Here is an 18,129-nt window from a genome sequence, read left to right on the forward strand (position 1 = left end):
ACAAAGTTACAAAGTTACAAAGTTACAAAGGGTTACGATGATATTGAAGCAGCGTAACCTAACAAAATGAATTAAAAAACTTGTCTATCGGCGAAAAAAACGCTGATCTGACAAGTTTTTTTCGTGTCAAGGACAAAAAATATTTGTCAAAGGAATTTCCGTCTGTTACAATAAATCTAGATTTATTACAACTTTGTCATGAAAGCGGCACTAACTCTTGCAAAATTGTTACTATCGCACGCAGCAATACATAATCCCAAAACCAGAATGCCGAGTTTCCGGGCGGACCGGAAAGCGGGGGAACCAGTTTTTACGGGTGAATTGATCTTGGAACACAGGGATCATAGGGGTCCTTCAACCGAACCCTCCAGCTAACCTCGCAGGCACGGAAGGAGCTTTCCCTTTGAAGAAGAAGCTAGTTACAGCGGTGCTCGGACTGAGCGTTCTGTTTACTTCGTTCAGTGCAGGCAGCACATTCGCAGCATCCAAAATGGACAACACGATTGAAGGTTTGCTTGGCATTTCGTACAAGTATGGTGGTACAACAACGAAAGGCTTTGACTGCTCCGGATTTACGAAGTACGTGTTCAACAAGTTCGAAATTGATCTTCCTCGCACATCTTCGTCGCAATTTGACTCTGGTGAGAAAGTTAGCAAAGACGAGCTTCGTCCAGGAGACCTGGTCTTCTTTGACACAAGCGGCGGCAACGGTGTATCGCATGTCGGCATTTACGTAGGCGACAACAAATTCGCACACGCTTCGACAAGCAAGGGTACACGCATCGACAGCCTTAGCATGGACTACTACGAGAAGCGCTATGTAGGTGCTCGTCGTGTAATGAACGAGAATGATTTTTCTTCTATCGCTACTGAAAATCAATAATATCAATAGTTTGATTGTTTACTGCACTCTTATAATGATATGAACGACTACATAACCCGATGAGAAGCGCTACGCGCCTTTTCGTCGGGTTGTTTCATGTTACCCTCATTATCCGCGCAAATCCAACTTCTTTATCCTATGCATCTCTGCATGTCAACGATTCGTGCTTTTATCTATCTTTACGAAATATTTCTTTTTCGGTTTCAACCTTTCTCATCGCCATTAACGACACAAGGACATGCGCTTGTGCGCATGTCCCGATATCTTGTCTGGATATTCACTATTTTCGCATAGACGCTTCTGATTTACTTGACTGACCCATTCGATTCTTGGAATTTCGCCTTAATCTCTTCTGGTGTGAGCCCATCCGCCTCCGCTCGATGCTTTTCTTCCTCGTGCTGAAGCTGAGTCTGACGATCCTCGACATGCTTCCCATTATTATGATGTTTCTCGTGGAACAGTCGTCCTTTTATGCCTAATTTCTCGCGTAATTCCTGGTGAATTTGCTTGTTGCTCTTGCCTTCTGTCGAAATTCCATGTTTCTTAGCGAGCAATTGAAGTTTCTTCTCGCGCAGCTGCTTCATTTCTGCACGAAGCTCCTTCATTTGTGCCTGTACTTGTTCTAATTGCTTATCCGTCTCCGTGCTCTGCTGATTCGGCTGTACAGCCTGAGATGAAGTGACCACTCGTACAGCAGCTTGCTCTTTGCTCTTATCTGCCGCAGCATCTAGCGAAGTTCTGCTTTGCGCTGCTGCAGGTGAAGCCATCAAGAGAAGCATTAGGCACGTCCACGCTGCTACGGTTGAATTGCGTTTCATAGGTTCCACCTCCTTATGTAAGGGATGGCTATAGTATGTTCGTAATTCCTGAAATGAAACTGAAAATAAGCTAAATATTCACTTAGAGAGTATGGAGCACTTACCCATTTATTTTCTGGATGCTAATTGATCCGACAATTCTCCATCAAGTATCTTCTGCATATATTCCAGCAGCAGTTCTTAATCCAGCCAGCCCTTCTCCCTGGCAGTTCGAATCGCCTCAATGCGCGTACCCGCTCCTACTTTGCTAATCGCATCCGACATATAGTTGCGCACCGTTCCATAGGATAAGAACAATTTGGCGCTAATATCCTGCATGGACAGTCCGTTCTCAGCAAGCAACAGCACTTCCTTCTCCCTCGGGGATAACGGACAAGGGTCTTCCCACGCAGCCAACGTTAATTCGGGACTCATCACCCGCTTGCCTGCATATACCTGGCGAATGGCATCCGACAATTCGTCGCTTGGGCTGTCCTTGAGTAAATAACCGCCTACACTGGATGCCATTGCACGCTGGAGATAGCCTGAGCGAGCAAAGGTCGTCAGCATAATAATCCGACAGTCCAGCCCCTTCTTCTTGACTGCATCCGCGACATCCAGCCCCGTCATAAGCGGCATCTCAATATCCAATACCGCGATATCCGGCTGAAGTTCCTCTATAAGCGACAGCGCTACACTGCCATTCTCGGCCTGTCCAATCACTTCGATATCATCCTCAAGCGACAACAAGGTGGCGAGTGCACTTCGCAGCATCTGTTGGTCCTCTCCTAATATCACTCGAATCATGATGTACCTTTCCCCTTCCCATCGCGGATTACACGCGGAATGATTAACGATAATGCCGTTCCCTTGTGGGCACCAGACTCTATAGCAAGCGTCCCATCCACAAGCTGAAGCCGCTGTTTCAGTCCAGCCATGCCCGTCCCACTTGATTGCTTAAGCTGGTGCTCATCAATTCCGATCCCATCATCTGCAATCTCCAATCGAACCCTTGCCTCTTCCACCTCAACCCGAACCGTGCAATGCTTCGCTCGGCTGTGCCTGACAACATTCGTTAAGGTCTCCCGGAAGCACATGGCGAGAATTGTCTCCTGCAATGCTGATAACGGCAATCGGTTCACAATGCTTGGGCCTGCTGCTGAAGGGCTAATTCCCTCGCTGCGTTCCTGAAATTCCAGCTCAATTCCTGCGGCAGCGCATAGCTGCCTTCCATGCTCATATTCCTCTGCAAGCTTGACGATCTTCATTTCAGTTACGAGTTGACGCATCTGCTTCAGCGCAGCACGCGAGGTTTCCCGAATTTCCCTCGCTTCAGCAATTGCCCGTTCCGGATTACGTGTAATCAGCTTTTCTGTCACTTCACTCTTAAGCGTGATCAAAGACAATGTATGTCCAAGCGTATCATGCAATTCACGTGCAATGCGCTGGCGCTCTTCCTGCTGGGCCATCCGCTCAAGCTGAGAGGTCGCTGCCTGCAATCGTTCCGCCATCTGCTTGTACTGCCCAGCAGCACGCATGATGAATGGCATGACGAGCACACCGAATAATGGAGGGAGAAGCAGCGTATGAAGGGATGACCATACGGTTACTGTATCCAAGCGTTGAGACAATCCAATTACGATACCTACCGCCATAACGGCAGCTGTTCCTAAAATGATTGAGGTCTTCTGCCTGCTTATCATCTGCGCGATCATGAACACCATATAAGCATACATAGGGTGATAGAAAAGGATGAATACGAGAATAATTACAGCCTGAGCAGCCAACCACAGCAATGCCTGCTTCTCGTGCCGATACTGCATCCAAAATGCAATCACTAGAAACAGAAGCAGCGTGAACCCCACCAATAACTTGGTCGGAGTCTCACGCAGCAGGAAAAAGATAGGCACGCATAAGTTGACGAGGGAGATGTAAGGCTCAGCTCCCTCTTTTTCGGGAAATAATCTCTTCTTGACTACGTTCACTTACATCGCTTCCCGTCTGTTAAAGATATAACTCGATATTACCATGAAGATCATGCCACAGCCCAGAAGAATTACCCAATCCAGCAGGGCAGGACTTCCCCCAGCGAGCATATTCCATGCACCATGTGCATAGCGGTAGGATGGCAGCCATTCTCCAATAACTTGCATCCAGCTTGGCAATGTCTTCAGCGGCATCCACAAGCCTCCCATGATGGCAAATCCCATGAGCAAAATGTTCGCGACCGCAATGGAGGCATCCGCGCTCTTCATCGTTCCTAAAATAGAGCCAATCGCTAGGAATGGAATGCTTCCAAGCCACAGCCACAATCCGCATGTCACCCATTGTACAGCCGTCAGCTCAATGTGATAGGCAAAGTAGGCTGCAGGGAAAATGATGAGAATGACAAGCAAATGAACCAACATATGCGATACGATCTTAGCGCCAATCCATACCGACGGAGATAGTGGTGTCAGGCGAAGCAGACGTGTCCATCCATCACGACGCTCGTAAGCAAGGCGAATACCGAACTGGCTCATTGCCGTGCCGATCAGGCTGAAAGCTGTCATAGACATAAGTGAGAAGGCGCCATAGGTGGTCGATTCAATTGACTTAGATGCGCCATTTAAACTAGCGAATAAGAAATAGAAAGCGATTGGCATGACGAGTGAGAACAACAAGAAGAAAGGACTGCGCATAATTCGTAAACTTTCTGCTTTGATTTGTGCTTGTAACATCGATCAGTTCCCCCTAATATGTGATGATTAAGGCACTCTCTGCCTCTATCTTTTATTTTCAGTCCTCAACTATACGCTTGCTTGAGTACGTGCAGCTTCATGAGATTTTGTTATTGATCGGAAAGCATCCTCAAGCCTAGCGGATTGGATATCAATATCGCTGACTCCCCAACCAGATTGCAAGAGTACGGACAACACTTCGTCTGTACTGCGGACGTGAAGTCGAATCCGACCTGATGCACGTTCGACCTTTACGACTCCCGGAAGCTGCATCAGCGCTTCGTCCTGCTGTTCGACTTGAAGACGGAAGGACACCGTCCGCAGCGCTGTTTGTGACTTGAGCTCCTGTGAGGTTCCACTGGCCGCTACCGTACCTGCCGCAATGATCGCGATATAATCCGCCACTGCATCTGCTTCCTCCAAGTCATGTGTCGTAAGCACAACCGTCCGTCCATCGTTCGACAGAGCGCGAACCGTATCCCAGAAGCGACCACGCGCTTCCACATCCATGCCGACCGTCGGCTCATCAAGCAGGACAAGCTCTGGATTGCCAGCTAAGCTCTGCGCGAAGGCCAATCTGCGCCGTTGTCCACCGGATAACGATGTTGCGCGCCGCTTCGCTTCTCCGTGCAGACCTGATAGGTCAAGCAGTCTGGACAGTGGGAGTGGGTTGCGATAGTAGCTGCGGAACAGATTCAATACCTCTGCAACATTCAAGCCATCAGGAGCTTTCACATCCTGCATGAGCGCCCCTACTCTGTGCCGCAGTTCCCTTGTGCCTGCGGGCTGGCCAAGCACCTTAATCTCGCCTGATGTCGGCTTTTGCAACCCAAGGATCATGGAAATCGTCGTTGTCTTACCCGCACCGTTCGGGCCGAGCAGCGCGCTGATCTGTCCGCGCTCGAAGCGAAGATCGATATGGTTCACGGCGTGGAAGTTGCCGAATTGCTTGACTAGGTTCGTACATTCGATTGCGTATGTCATCTATAATCATCCTTCGTCATTAAATTAGGAATCGTATGTGGTTCTGTGATGTGGTCATTCTGTTATGTACAGCTTTCGGCTAATTAGTTCAATCTTTCGAGATAAGCTGAACGATGCTGCGCTGCTCAATCTCGGTTGTCCGTTGCCGTATCGCTTATGTTTGTATTGTACGGCAGGCACGCTTGAGCCAGTTAGTGTACGATGTCACCAACTACATATGACAAATGTCAGAAATGAGGTGGCAGTATTCGAATTGCTGCGAGCCTCATTTTCTTCAAGGCCACTTTATAAAGCAACCATTTATCCTGTGCCATAATTTTTGCAGCCCCGTCACAAAACGGCATGTCTGTCCGTTGTATAGGCAGAAAAGGAGAGATAGCATGAAAAAGATGTGGAAGCTAGGAATTACACTGATACTGATCATTCCTTTGCTTAGCGGTTGTTACGGGGAACAACAACAAAATGAGAACTTGGAAAGTGGAAAAATCAAAGTCATGTACCATGATGAACCGTCGTTCTATAACGATTACGGGAATCTCTTCAAGATGAAGAACCCAAAAATCGAATTCGATATCATTAGCATGAATAACGTGCTCGCAAATCGCGAGCAAAATGGCGCTTGGGACGATCATGCAGAATTGAAAAAATTAATTGAGACATACAAACCTGATGTGCTGCTGCTAAACGAGAATTTGTTCGAAGATTATGCGCGGCAGGGACGGCTGTACGACATCGAAACTATGATTGCGAAGGACAAATTCGATATCGACGCAATTTCTCCCGGACTTATCGAAATGATTAGAGGGAAAGGAGATGGCAAGTTATACGGATTAGCTCCGTCTTTTTATGCGGATGTCCTATATTTCAACCGCGATTTGTTCAAGCAGCATCATATTGATATGCCGACGAACAAGATGACCTGGAAGCAATTGTTTGAACTGTCGAGAAGATTCACCAACACGGGCACTGGCGAAAAGAAAATAGTTGGATTATATCAGGACTACGGTGTGGAGCAGATGTTACAGGAGATCGCGTCTTCCTCCGGGTTACGATTACTCGATGCAAAGGCAGACAGGCTGCTTATCAACTCAAACGGTTGGAAAGAAGCAATCAAACTCGTAACAAATGCCGTACGCGATAAATTTATCTACCTGCAGGCTTCAAATCAAAATAGTGAGGAGATGGCTGAAGCCTTTTATAGAGATCAGGCTACGATGACAATCAATGGGCCTTGGCTTACAAAAGAATTGAAAGCACGAGCTCTCTTCGACAGTGCATCGAAATCGTTCGAATGGGATATCGTCACAATGCCTGTTGACCCTTCCTCCCCAGATGAATCGGCAAATGTACATGTCTCGGAAATTTATGCGGTATCCGAAGACTCACCAAATAAGCAGGCGGCCTGGGAGTTCGTCAAGTTCGTAAATAGCGCGGACATGGCTTCGGCCGCTTCACGGACGGCAAATGGAAAATTGCCTGCACGCCCTGGTGTGCTCAAAGATATTGAAGGCAAAAGCACAGAACCTTTCTATCTGCTTACGCCCAAAACAACGCCTTCTTTTGAGGAATCTCTAGGCAGTACAGCCGCTTCTAAAGAGTTCAATCAATTATTCCAACCTGTCTTATCAGAGGAACTGCAAGCGATTATTGATGATAAGCAGACCGTCGAGGAAGCGATAGCCGTGTTGGAAGTGAAGGGACAAGAAGCACTGCAGAAAGCAAAAAGCAAAAAAGCCGAAAAATAATGTACTGAAAAAGTGCTCTTATCACCCGAAAGTGAAGTTATACAATAAAAAGGTGTTATTAAGCCGGGCTGTATGAAAGGAGGATCCATACGGCTATGCCATCCAGCTCAGAATATCAAACTGTTGGGACTTTAGAACATGCCATTGCTCAAGTCAAGTGCGGAGATAAAGAAGCGTACACCTTTATCATCCATCGATTTCAGAAACAAATTTATTTATATTGCTACTATTTGTTGGGCAGCAAGGAAGAAGCCGAGGACGCTGTTCAGGACATATTTATTAAAGGCTTTCAACGTATACACCTTTTCGAGCCTCAGGTATCTTTTTCAGCCTGGATATATAAGATCGCCTACAATCATTGCTTGGATATTTTGAACCGTAGAAGCAGGCTCCGAAAAATACTGTCCCTGCTGAAACGAGATCAAATCAATGATCAAGAACTTCCGTATGGAGATCTGGTTTATCAATTGCTGGACAAGCTTTCTGCAGAAGAGCGGCATATTTTGTTGTTAAGGGCCGTGGAAGAATATAGCTTCGATGAAATTAGCGAGATTATGGATTTAAAGCCATCGACAATTCGCAAAAAATATGAACGTTTGCGGAAAAAGCTGCTTCGCTATCAAGCCAATCCATTCACAGAGGAAGGAGGTCTTCATAAGCATGTCATCAAGCCATCGTAACGGTGTAGATAGTGAACAATTAGAGGCATGGATTCGCCAGACGCCGACAAATCCTGATTTTACGGGGCAAATTATGAGCCGATTGGACACTGGGTCTCTATTTGTTGATGCCTCACGTACAACACGTCGTAGTACAGCAGTTCGTTCCATTGTCACATCGATTGCTGCAGCAGCCGCAGCATTCGTCTTATTAATAGGGGGCTCCTTTCTGTCTCCCACGGTAGCCGAGTCAATGAGACATGTGCCGGGCGTGAGCAGTCTTTTTCGTTTTGCGGGAGATTTAGGTCTGCAGGCGGCCGACGAAAAAGGACTTGTCACCTCATCTGAGCAGAGCCTAACCCATCATGGTTTGACACTTTCGATTCCGGTAGCAGCCTATGACGGAGTACGAGTGGCAGTTGGTATTGAACGATCGAGCCTATCAGGGTTGCAGGAGAGCAGTAGCCGCAATACCTTGATGGAATCTTTGAGTGATATTCAACTCCTTATTGATGGAAAAAGTATTGCCGACTATGCATACAACCAGCACTCGGTTGGCATCATTACTGTCCCAGGGGAAAATGAAAATTCGGCAATCCTTATGTTCTCTGATATGCGAAATCAAGAAGGAATATCCTTGCCCGACAAGTTCGATTTAACGGTAAAGCTTACCGTGTCAGACATACAGGAGCCCTATCAAATGACGATTCCCGTTTCCATGCAAACAAATGATTCAGTCGTCATGAAGCCAAACATTTCGAAATCTAGCAGTCCATTCACCATTAAGTACAATAAAGTAGAATTGACGCCGGTTACGACGAGTCTTGCTGCAAGGCTGGAAATATCGAAAGACGATCCGCTTACGGCCAACGATCTACCGTTTGGATTCGAAATCTACGATGATAAGGGGCGCACAGTCAAATTGCTAAACGGTTCAGGACTGCATGAGGATAACGGGAAAACGATCCTGTTCAATTTGCTTTATCAGCCGTACGACCCTATTCCTACGTCTATTACGATCAAACCTTATATAAGTCTTATCAACCACCATGATAAACCCCAATTCAAGCTTGGAGCAGACGGCCAACCACTCATCAAATATATCCCCGAGCTCGAAGTTACATTACCCGTTGAAATTTCAAAATAAAAAAGGAGAGAGCCCCACTGCTCTCTCCTTCCATCCTTATTTCATCCATTTATTCGGATTTCGAGTTTTCATTCCAATAATGACTGTCTGGATAAATACGTTTGCCGAAAATTGCAGAGCCCACACGTACCAGCGTTGAACCTTCCTCGATTGCCGTCTCGAAGTCTCCGGACATCCCCATCGACATAACTTCCATGCTGACATTCGGCAATGCAAGCTCCTCTGCTTCACGACGGATATTTTGCAGCAGCTTGAAGCATTTGCGCACCTTGTCTTGATCGTCAGTGAACAGCCCAATTGTCATGAGCCCCTTAATGCGGAGCGTGTCCAACTTGGCTACCTCTTGAATTAATGCGAGTGCATCCTCTGGGGCAGCACCGAACTTGCTATCCTCATACGACGTATTCACTTGGATAAGGATATCTATCGTGCGGCCTTCCTTTTGCAGCCGCTCATGGAGTGCCGTAGCCAGCTTCATGCGGTCAACGGATTGAACGCATGTTGCGAATTTGAGCACATCCTTGACCTTGTTTGTTTGCAAATGGCCGATAAAGTGGAAGTCTAGCGACGGATTAGCCGAGGTAAGCGGCTCCCGCTTCTGCAGCCCTTCCTGCACTTTATTTTCCCCAATTAAGTTCTCCCCTGCATCCAATGCCATCTGAATTCGTTCAACCGGAACTGTCTTCGTAACGAGCATCAGCTTCACTTCCTCGGGATTGCGCCCACTGCGCTTGCACGCCTGCTCGATACGCTCACGAATCACTCGTATGTTATGTTCAATATCGTTTAGTTGCATCGTTATCACCACATTATTTTAGTATTTATGTCCATTCTAGCATACCTGTTCGGGTAAGGCTGTCACCTTCTGCACAATATAACGCTGAATCCGGCACCTCCCTTTCCATTTATTAGTTTCAACCTCTTGTGTTGATTTTATTTCCCTTATATATTAATATCGTAATATAACGATATAACGATTTATTAAGTGCATGAGGATTTATTAAGTGCATGAATTCATGCACAACATGAACCATTCCATCTGTTCACTTTCCTACAAATCAAAGGAGACATGATATGAATAACGACTATGAACGTTTTAATGATACTGCCGAGCTGTTAAAGGCTCTGGCACATCCTGTTCGCCTCTGTATCGTGAAGGGGCTGCTGGATAAGGGAAGCTGCAATGTATCCTTCATGCAGGACTGCCTAGGCTTGCCGCAATCGACGGTATCCCAACACCTGCAGAAGCTGCGCAGCATGGGCATTGTAACCACACATCGCAACGGCCTAGAAGTGAACTATCGGGTAGAGAACGAGAAGGTAAAACAGCTCGTTGAAGCTTTTTTCGGGGAGGAGACATCATGAGCAAAAAGGTACTGATCGTTGGAGGAGTAGCTGGAGGGGCTTCTGCCGCAGCACGTCTGCGCAGACTGGATGAGGATGCCCACATCGTCATGTTCGAGAGGGATGCTTATGTATCATTCGCCAACTGCGGGCTTCCCTACTATATCGGAGATACGATTCAAGACCGCAACAAGCTGTTCGTACAAACACCAGAAGCAATGCACCGCCGGTTCAATATCGATGTGCGCGTGCACAGCGAAGTCATCGGCATTGATACGCAAGCAAAAAAGGTACGGGTACGCAGCAAAGAGAAAGGGGAGTACGAAGAAACGTATGATTCCCTAATTCTGTCCCCTGGTGCGAAGCCGGTACGTCCGCCGCTTCCGGGTATTGAGAGCGAGCGAATTTATACGCTTCGCAACATTCCGGATACGGATCGCGTGAAGACGCGCGTCACAGAAGAAGGCGCACGTTCTGCTGTCGTCATTGGCGGTGGATTCATCGGGGTGGAGATGGCCGAGAATTTGCGCGAAATTGGGCTGGATGTCACGTTGGTGGAGGCTGGACCAGCGATTCTTGCTCCATTTGACACAGAAATGTCCGGTATTCTGTCTAAGGAGATGGAGCAGCACGGTACATCACTTATTGTGAATGACCGCGTTCAATCATTCCGTGATACGAACGGCGGGATTGAAACGCAGCTGGCCAGCGGCAAAGTGCTCACAAGCGACATGGTCATTCTTGCAATCGGGGTAGTGCCTGACACGGGCTTTATTCGGGACAGCGGCATTGAACTGGGACCACGAGGTCATATCATCGTGAATGATTTTTTGCAGACCAATGTAAAGGACATTTATGCCGTAGGAGACGCGGTTGAGGTTGTCGATTTCGTCAATGGGACGAAGACAGTGATCCCGCTCGCAGGGCCAGCCAACAAGCAAGGGCGCATCGCAGCAGACAATGTGAGCGGAATTGGCACTGCCTATAAAGGCTCGCAAGGCACATCTATCCTGAAGGTGTTCGGATTAACGGGTGCTGCAACAGGGAATAACGAAAAAACATTGCAACGATTAGGGTTGCCATACAAAGTTACCTATGTGCATCCAAATTCCCATGCCGGGTACTATCCAGGTGCCAAGCCAATGACAATAAAGCTGATCTTTAATGAGGAAGGCAACGTACTAGGCAGCCAGATTGTCGGCTATGACGGCGTTGACAAACGGATGGACGTCATTGCTACGGTTATACGCTTAGGCGGCACCGTCACCGATCTTACGGAGCTTGAATTGTCCTATGCACCACCGTATTCTTCCGCTAAAGATCCCGTGAACATGGCCGGGTATACTGCCGAGAATATATGGACAGGAGCTGTGAACGCGTTTACGCCTGCCGATCTGGAACAGCGCGACCCACAAACTACGATGCTTGTTGACGTGCGTACGGATATGGAGCATCAGAACGGTCATATTCCTAACTCCCTGTCTATTCCTGTAGATGAACTAAGAAGCCGTCTGAATGAGCTCGATCGGGAGAAAGAAATATGGGTCTACTGCCAAGTTGGTTTGCGCGGTTATACGGCGTCACGCATTCTAAGTCAGCATGGCTTCAAGGTGAAAAACTTAACGGGTGGATATAAGACATACCAGCATGCACAATATACCCCTGGACAGGTTATGCCGCCTGCCAGGCCAGACCAAGACACGACTGGCAATCCAGTAAAAGAGAGCAACGAACCGAAAGATGCGTATTATTCCTTCGATCGCACCCTGGACGCATGTGGATTATGCTGCCCGGGGCCGCTCATGCAAGTCAAGCAGCAGATGGATGTGATGCAGGAAGGTCAAGTGCTGAAAGTAAATGCATCCGATCCCGGCTTCTATGAGGATATTCAAGCTTGGGCGGGCATGAGCAAGCAGGAGCTGCTGCATGTTCAGAAACACACGGATGGGACGATTGAAGCCCATATACGCAAGCTGCCGCCTACCTCCCCCACGGAGGATTTGCAACAACCAGACAATCGCAGTGTGTCATCGGATCGCAGTACCATGGTCGTGTTCAGCGGCGATCTCGATAAAGCAATTGCTTCCTTCATTATTGCGAACGGAGCTGCTGCTTCGGGAAAGAAAGTGACTCTGTTCTTCACCTTCTGGGGTCTGAATATTTTGCGCAAGCCGAACAAGGTTCCCGTTAACAAGAGCTTCATCGGCAAAATGTTCGGTGCGATGATGCCACGAGGAAGCAAGAAGCTGGGCTTGTCGAAGATGAACATGATGGGCATCGGGCCAAAAATGATTCGCTCGGTGATGAACAATAACAATGTATCTTCGCTAGAAGAGTTGATTGAATCTGCGATCCAGCAGGGTGTCGAAATCGTCGCTTGCCAGATGTCGATGGATGTCATGGGCATCGCCCATGAGGAGCTTATCGACGGCGTTACCATCGGCGGCGTAGGCTACTATTTAGGCAAGGCTGATCAATCAGGCATTAATTTGTTTATTTAAAAATAAATACACAACATCAAAAAGCCATAGAGCGCTGCCTTCCCACAGGCAACCACTCTATGGCTTTCCTCATTTATCTTTAATCGTACCTATTCGGTGACCAGGTTCATCCCTGCATCGCATCGTATTCACTGCGCACTAAGCCATAAATGAGTTCATCGTGATACTTCCCCTTCGTAAAGACCATATCTCTCAGTCTTCCTTCCTGCTGGAACCCTAGGAGCTCGTGCAGCGCAATTGATGCCTCGTTGTACGCATATACATGCGCAATCACCTTGTGATAACGCAGCTCTTCGAAATAGTAACGCAGCAAAACCTGAACCGCATCCGATGCATAACCTTTGCGCCAATGCTCCCGGAAGATCGATACGCCGTACTTGAACGTGCCATTCCGCTTATCTACGCCATGCGTGTTCATTCCGCCTACCATTTCACCCGCAATCGTCTCAATGGCAAACCGAAACTGATCGCCTTCCGGCACTGCAGCCGCCCGCTGTTCCGTCCATATCCGCGCACCCTCTTCGGATCTTGGAAAATGAACCTCATCGCATAATCGTGCAGTTTCCGTATCATAGTCATTGTTGTGGAATTTCTCCCAATCGCTTGAGACTATGGCGCGCAATCTTACTTTTTTTCCTTCCCAAATATGAAATACCATATTCGCTCCCCCTCAATATGTGGTGTTCACTTACTCCCTCATACGAGGGCGGAGATCTTGAGCGCGGATCGACCGTATCCCTCTCGACAACTACATCGTTCTCATTCCTTTCTTAGTCATGGATTATATCATGCCCTTGCGTATTTGGTAAATTAATGAAATGTAATATCTTTGATATCTCATCCTTACAGTGGGATGTGAACAGCATCGCTTATCTAAGGGAGCGCCCATTACGGGAACTACCTCCTCATCATCTTGTTTTTGTACGTGCTGCTTCGGTCTGTCTTAGCCTCTCTCCAGTGTAAATTCCGGATTGTCCCCAAGATTTTGTTCCATCTTCTCGAAAGGTTGCCCCTTTAAGTAATGGTTAAAGAAATCAAGCGAGTATTCGTTAATGAGGCGATGTACAGGGCGTAAATTTACCCCTTCAGCCTTCTCGAGTAGAGGCGATAGCAGATAGAAGTCGCAGAAGGCTAAATGATCCATGTTTTTAATTTTCATCCAGTAGTTCCCGCCTGCTGCAACATGCTTGTATCGTTCAAATATGTCACCAAAGTACTTGTATAAAGCTTTTCTCGTTGTACCTTGGGCGGCTGCTAGCTGGTTTGCACCGGCAAGCGTTCTATCCGCACTCATCATCAACAGCGGCTTCTTCACCCCGCCTTCCGGAATCCGGAGCTGACCAAATAAGCCGCCGTCCAAATTAATAGCTGCCTTAATTCTTGCGTCTGACATCAGCATTTGAACACTCGTTGCTCCACCGTAGGAATGACCGAACATACCGACGTTCTTCATATCCATTCTTCCTGTAAAGCGATGGTCTGGATCACCTTTCGTCAGCTTCTCCACTTGATTGAGTACGAATTTGGCGTCCTCCACCCATACCTTGTTCAGTTCATCCAAGTGCTCAACTGACGGATCCTGGGGAATAAAATTCGCAACGCGGCCATCATCGAACACCGATGCAATGCTATTATATGTGTGATCAATACCCACAACGATATACCCATAACTGACTAATTGTTCGATCTGGAAGGTGTTATGGCTCTTGTGCCCACCCATTCCGTGAGAAAACAGAAGTACTGGATAAGCAGCTTCTTTACCAGATATCTCGGCATTTCCGATCGCATGTGTCCTGACGAATTTCATGCTTGTAAAAAACATTTTAGGCATATCGAAAGTTTGGCTGTACGCATTTACGAACACATCTGGATTAGGTACATAGGGTGCGGTTTTCCCCTGTGCACTCGAACTAGCTGGATACCAAATTTGCACCATCAGTTCGCGCTTGTCGCCCTTTGCTGGGGTAAGTGTTTCTTCACGCCGCTCATCCTTCCAATCATACGTTACTGTCCCAATCTTATACGGACCTGTAGGTTCTTCGAATGTGAACACCGGGAACAAGAGAGGCAGAAACACAGTGATGAGGGAATATAGCACTGCCAGCATAGTTAGAAGAATTTGCTGAACCTTGGATTTATCCCCCTTAACTTCCTTCGATCTGAAGAGATATCGTGCTGCAAGGATACAGATCGGCAGAAACGTTATCACATAGGCCGGAACCATCTGCCAACGCAGTCCCTCAACGAGTCCATGCAGCAGCACGAATACGGCAGATATGATGAAACTAATGAACAGCATTTGCTTTGTCTTGTTCCTTGCAAATAGCAGCCAACCAAGCAACAACATATTAATAACGACTGACAACAGTTCAAACGATCTCATAAGAATTGAACCTCCCCATTTATAGCTTACAGCGGTTAATTTCAACATTAGATCCGTCTGTAAGGAGACATTCAAAACTTATTAATTTATTCGTCATCCTTAACAAAATGAACTCTGCTCGGATTCTTAATGATACATAAATTTGAAATAATGGTGAATCTTATTTAATTTTCTGTCATGTTTGCCCTTCGGACTTTCCATATTCCCGAATTCAAAGAACTTCACTTTTTTGATACCCACATACTGAAACAAAGCCCTTTTCATCAACACTTTATGTACATTGCGATAAAAGAAAAACGGATACAGGGTAGGACCCTTCATTGTAGATATACAAACAACCGATTTCCCTTTCAGCAGCCCTTCAGGCAGTAAGCCCCCGTTGTCTCGATAGGCGAAGTCAGAAGCAAATAACTGATCAATGTAGCCGAGCAGCATCGCAGGCGGACGCAGCCACCAGATCGGATACACAAACACCAACTTATCCGCCCAGCGTATCTGCTCACGATACTTCTCCAGGGTCGGATCGAGGTGCATATCTCTCCTCCGCTTCGTCTTGTGGAACACAAGTACTGGATCAAAGTCCTCTTCATATAAATCAAGAACCTGAATTTCTTCCACGTTCTTATTCTCTGTACATCCTTGTATGACTTGTTGTAAAAAGGCGTAACTCAAACTACTATGATTCGGATGCGTATATACGATTAACACCTTCATCTTCCCACCACCATTTAGTTATCATTTGATAACTAAATGATACCAACCTGCCCATATAGTTGTCAAATGATAATTGTTTATTGATAATTGATTTGTTATCGTGTTCAGGTAAGAGGTGATTTTGTGGACAAGAAAGCTCTGTTTCATCAATTCGTGAGCTTTACAACCTCCGTGCACGAAGTGACGCATGAATTAACGAGGGACATTAAGCCAGAGGATATTACACCCGTTCAATATCGTATTTTGGAATATATCGCGGTCAGCCAACCTGTTACCTTAAGCCAAATTAGCGATTGCATGCACATGTCTATGCCAAATACGAGCCGAGAACTGAAGAAATTAACGGAAAAGAACCTATGTGAAAAGCTAGAGTCCACGGATGATCGACGCAAGCAGCTGATCCAACTTTCGGAAGCTGGACAAGCCATGATGGATGAGGCTTTTGGGCGGATTAGCGAGCGTTTCTTCGAGCGAATTAAGAATTCCTCAGAAGAAGACTTGAAGGACATACAGCGGGCATTAGAGATTCTCCAATCCCATGTGTTCGATGTCAAGATGTAAGCCACAACACAGCTTTTGTGAATAGGAGCAGATACAAACTTGGTTTCTAGTATAGAAAAAGACGAAGGAACACGCCATGTAGCGCCTGCCTTCGTCTTTTCCTTTTCAATCACCTAAAATTGTATCCTTGTACATATTCACCTGCTCGATCATATGACCGATATTGCCTTCTCCTGCATACAAGGTCATATCGAAGAAATCGTGGGTCAGCTCCGACCAGTACAATTCATTCTCATCGCCATGAATCGAGACGTCATGCTTCAACTTGCCCACATAGACTTCCACATAACATTTTTGATAGTGGTACGTGAAGTCCATCAGGTGGTGCAGCGTGATATCCCCTTTGGAAATGCTCGTCTCTTCCGCCAGCTCTCGATAAGCACTTTCGATCCCTGCTTCGCCAGCCTCTATTTTACCGCCGACTAGATTACTTAGTCCTTTGTACGGTTCTTTTAATCGTTTGCACATCAATAATTTGTCGAGTTCTTTATTGTAAACCATGATGACATTATAGCCCTGCATCTCTTCATCTCCCGATTCACAATTAACAAAAAATGGATCTCGAAAAGTATCGAGACCCTATTCAACATCATAGCAAACCGGTCATTATAAGTCTATATTTTTTTGGGTTTTCGTGTAAAATTCTCCTCTGTAAGATGAACCCAATCATGCAGGAGGATGCACATGATTCCAGAACGTCTATCTGCCTATACCAACAGAATCCCTTTGCTAGCTGAAGTAACCGAGTGGGCACTTTTACGAAAGTGGGCGCTATCCGAAGTGTATCGCATCACTTTACGTACAGGTGAAACTCGCATATTGAAATGGGGCGGCAAAGAAATGGCTCAAGAAGCCGCCAATTACCGTCGCCTCGTGAAACCTTTGCACATATCAGCCCCTCGCATTTTTGAATATTATGAATCGGAACGCAGTGCGGTCATGATTATGGAGGATGCTGGGCAGTACAATTTGGAGCAGCGTCCCAGCTCAGCGCTCTTTCTGGAAGCTGCAAGAGCGTTAGCCAGAATTCGGGATACAGCTGCAATGCATATCAAGCAGAATATTCCGAGCAGTCTCATTCATCAATGCACCGAGACAGCTGCCGATTTCCTGTCGCTTGCGAAGGATCTCCTTCACTCGCCTCGTCTAGCTAGCCATCCTGCCCTCGGCAAACTGCAGGACATATTGCCGCAACAGCTGGAGAGACTGTATCGCACTCAGCCCCTTACACTCGTACACCATGATTATCATGCAAAGAACTTGCTCATTCAGGGGACACAGATTATGCCGATTGACTGGTCGATTTCGTATCTAAGTCCCCATTTAGGCGACTTGCATTGTCTCATTGATGAAGCTCGAGAATATAGTCATGTCCCTAGGGAAGAGATGTTGTCCGCCTTCCATAGCGCAATGGAGCAGAATTGTTCGATGGATCAGCTTGAATGGCAGGTGAACGTCGGCGGGGTATGCTGGCTTGTAAAAACGCTGAAATGGCTTGTGTATGGCGGAACCGATACAATCCCAGGTTCAGATGCGTGGATTCCGGATTTGATGGATGAGCTAGAGCTTCTCGTGAATAGAATAGAGCAGCCTCCTGGGCGCTTAGTCTAAAACATATAGCCTAAAACCTGCGTCTCAGGCTATACTGTACTCATTCATATGGAATAAACGGAATCTATAGTTATGAAGGG

Annotated in this window: 18 protein-coding genes and 1 riboswitch; of the genes, 8 read left to right on the plus strand and 10 right to left on the minus strand. The window is 46.8% G+C overall.

The genetic code is table 11. The features are described 5' to 3' along the window. Nucleotides 1-258 precede the first annotated feature (258 nt). Nucleotides 259-400: riboswitch (cyclic di-AMP (ydaO/yuaA leader) on the plus strand. Nucleotides 401-403: 3 nt separating this feature from the next. Beyond that, nucleotides 404-883, plus strand: a complete 480-nt coding sequence (locus tag BBG47_RS15885) for a C40 family peptidase (protein WP_065292498.1) — start codon at nucleotides 404-406, stop codon at nucleotides 881-883. A 305-nt stretch (nucleotides 884-1,188) separates the two neighbouring features. Here the strand turns inward: BBG47_RS15885 and BBG47_RS15890 are convergent, their stop codons facing one another. From BBG47_RS15890 to BBG47_RS15910, 5 genes are all read right to left on the minus strand, one after another. Then, a complete protein-coding gene (locus BBG47_RS15890; protein WP_065292499.1) occupies nucleotides 1,189-1,701 on the minus strand; it encodes a serine protease in 513 nt (170 codons plus the stop codon). A gap of 180 nt (nucleotides 1,702-1,881) precedes the next feature. Continuing rightward, the gene (locus tag BBG47_RS15895; protein WP_065292500.1) at nucleotides 1,882-2,487 is read right to left on the minus strand and encodes a response regulator transcription factor; all 606 of its coding nucleotides are present in this window, start codon (nucleotides 2,485-2,487) and stop codon (nucleotides 1,882-1,884) included. After that, on the minus strand, nucleotides 2,484-3,665 hold the full coding sequence (locus BBG47_RS15900; protein ID WP_065292501.1) for a sensor histidine kinase: 1,182 nt from the start codon (nucleotides 3,663-3,665) through the stop codon (nucleotides 2,484-2,486). The genes BBG47_RS15895 and BBG47_RS15900 overlap by 4 nt, the downstream gene beginning before the upstream one ends. Then, nucleotides 3,666-4,400 carry an ABC transporter permease gene (locus BBG47_RS15905; RefSeq protein WP_021253461.1) on the minus strand — a complete coding sequence of 245 codons (735 nt, stop codon included), beginning with the start codon at nucleotides 4,398-4,400 and terminating at the stop codon, nucleotides 3,666-3,668. Nucleotides 4,401-4,469: 69 nt separating this feature from the next. After that, a complete protein-coding gene (locus tag BBG47_RS15910) occupies nucleotides 4,470-5,384 on the minus strand; it encodes an ABC transporter ATP-binding protein (protein WP_065292502.1) in 915 nt (304 codons plus the stop codon). A gap of 380 nt (nucleotides 5,385-5,764) precedes the next feature. On the opposite strand from BBG47_RS15910, the gene BBG47_RS15915 reads away from it, so the two are divergent. The 3 genes from BBG47_RS15915 to BBG47_RS15925 all read left to right on the plus strand — a co-directional run bounded on the left by BBG47_RS15915 (nucleotide 5,765) and on the right by BBG47_RS15925 (nucleotide 8,935). Next, entirely contained in the window at nucleotides 5,765-7,129 is a 1,365-nt protein-coding gene (locus BBG47_RS15915; protein WP_065292503.1) for an ABC transporter substrate-binding protein, read from the plus strand. 95 nt (nucleotides 7,130-7,224) lie between these two features. Further along, complete coding sequence (locus BBG47_RS15920; RefSeq protein WP_065292504.1) at nucleotides 7,225-7,809, plus strand: RNA polymerase sigma factor; 585 nt, start codon at nucleotides 7,225-7,227, stop codon at nucleotides 7,807-7,809. Next, nucleotides 7,790-8,935 (plus strand): DUF4179 domain-containing protein, encoded by a 1,146-nt coding sequence (locus tag BBG47_RS15925; RefSeq protein ID WP_065292505.1) that lies wholly within the window; start codon nucleotides 7,790-7,792, stop codon nucleotides 8,933-8,935. Before BBG47_RS15920 ends, BBG47_RS15925 begins: the two co-directional genes overlap by 20 nt. A 49-nt stretch (nucleotides 8,936-8,984) precedes the next feature. Here the strand turns inward: BBG47_RS15925 and BBG47_RS15930 are convergent, their stop codons facing one another. Continuing rightward, complete coding sequence (locus tag BBG47_RS15930) at nucleotides 8,985-9,731, minus strand: YggS family pyridoxal phosphate-dependent enzyme (RefSeq protein ID WP_065292506.1); 747 nt, start codon at nucleotides 9,729-9,731, stop codon at nucleotides 8,985-8,987. 278 nt (nucleotides 9,732-10,009) lie between these two features. On the opposite strand from BBG47_RS15930, the gene BBG47_RS15935 reads away from it, so the two are divergent. Both BBG47_RS15935 and BBG47_RS15940 read left to right on the plus strand, forming a co-directional pair. Beyond that, nucleotides 10,010-10,300 (plus strand): ArsR/SmtB family transcription factor, encoded by a 291-nt coding sequence (locus tag BBG47_RS15935; RefSeq protein ID WP_021253467.1) that lies wholly within the window; start codon nucleotides 10,010-10,012, stop codon nucleotides 10,298-10,300. Further along, entirely contained in the window at nucleotides 10,297-12,780 is a 2,484-nt protein-coding gene (locus BBG47_RS15940) for a DsrE/DsrF/DrsH-like family protein (protein WP_065292507.1), read from the plus strand. The genes BBG47_RS15935 and BBG47_RS15940 overlap by 4 nt, the downstream gene beginning before the upstream one ends. Nucleotides 12,781-12,886: 106 nt before the next feature. On the opposite strand, the gene BBG47_RS15945 is transcribed toward BBG47_RS15940, so the two are convergent. From BBG47_RS15945 to BBG47_RS15955, 3 genes are all read right to left on the minus strand, one after another. Further along, nucleotides 12,887-13,438, minus strand: a complete 552-nt coding sequence (locus tag BBG47_RS15945; RefSeq protein ID WP_065292508.1) for a GNAT family N-acetyltransferase — start codon at nucleotides 13,436-13,438, stop codon at nucleotides 12,887-12,889. 285 nt (nucleotides 13,439-13,723) lie between these two features. Beyond that, entirely contained in the window at nucleotides 13,724-15,163 is a 1,440-nt protein-coding gene (locus BBG47_RS15950) for an alpha/beta hydrolase family protein (protein WP_065292509.1), read from the minus strand. A 126-nt stretch (nucleotides 15,164-15,289) separates the two neighbouring features. Continuing rightward, complete coding sequence (locus BBG47_RS15955) at nucleotides 15,290-15,877, minus strand: NAD(P)H-dependent oxidoreductase (RefSeq protein WP_065292510.1); 588 nt, start codon at nucleotides 15,875-15,877, stop codon at nucleotides 15,290-15,292. A gap of 123 nt (nucleotides 15,878-16,000) precedes the next feature. Here BBG47_RS15955 and BBG47_RS15960 point away from each other — a divergent pair, with 123 nt between their 5' ends. Next, a complete protein-coding gene (locus tag BBG47_RS15960; RefSeq protein WP_065292511.1) occupies nucleotides 16,001-16,438 on the plus strand; it encodes a MarR family winged helix-turn-helix transcriptional regulator in 438 nt (145 codons plus the stop codon). A 105-nt stretch (nucleotides 16,439-16,543) separates the two neighbouring features. On the opposite strand, the gene BBG47_RS15965 is transcribed toward BBG47_RS15960, so the two are convergent. Beyond that, nucleotides 16,544-16,960, minus strand: a complete 417-nt coding sequence (locus tag BBG47_RS15965) for an NUDIX hydrolase (RefSeq protein WP_065292512.1) — start codon at nucleotides 16,958-16,960, stop codon at nucleotides 16,544-16,546. Between the two features lie 162 nt (nucleotides 16,961-17,122). On the opposite strand from BBG47_RS15965, the gene BBG47_RS15970 reads away from it, so the two are divergent. Continuing rightward, nucleotides 17,123-18,049, plus strand: a complete 927-nt coding sequence (locus tag BBG47_RS15970; protein ID WP_065292513.1) for a phosphotransferase family protein — start codon at nucleotides 17,123-17,125, stop codon at nucleotides 18,047-18,049. Nucleotides 18,050-18,129 lie beyond the last annotated feature (80 nt).

It is taken from the genome of Paenibacillus sp. KS1, assembly GCF_001680695.1.
GTDB classification, from domain to species: domain Bacteria; phylum Bacillota; class Bacilli; order Paenibacillales; family Paenibacillaceae; genus Paenibacillus_B; species Paenibacillus_B suaedae.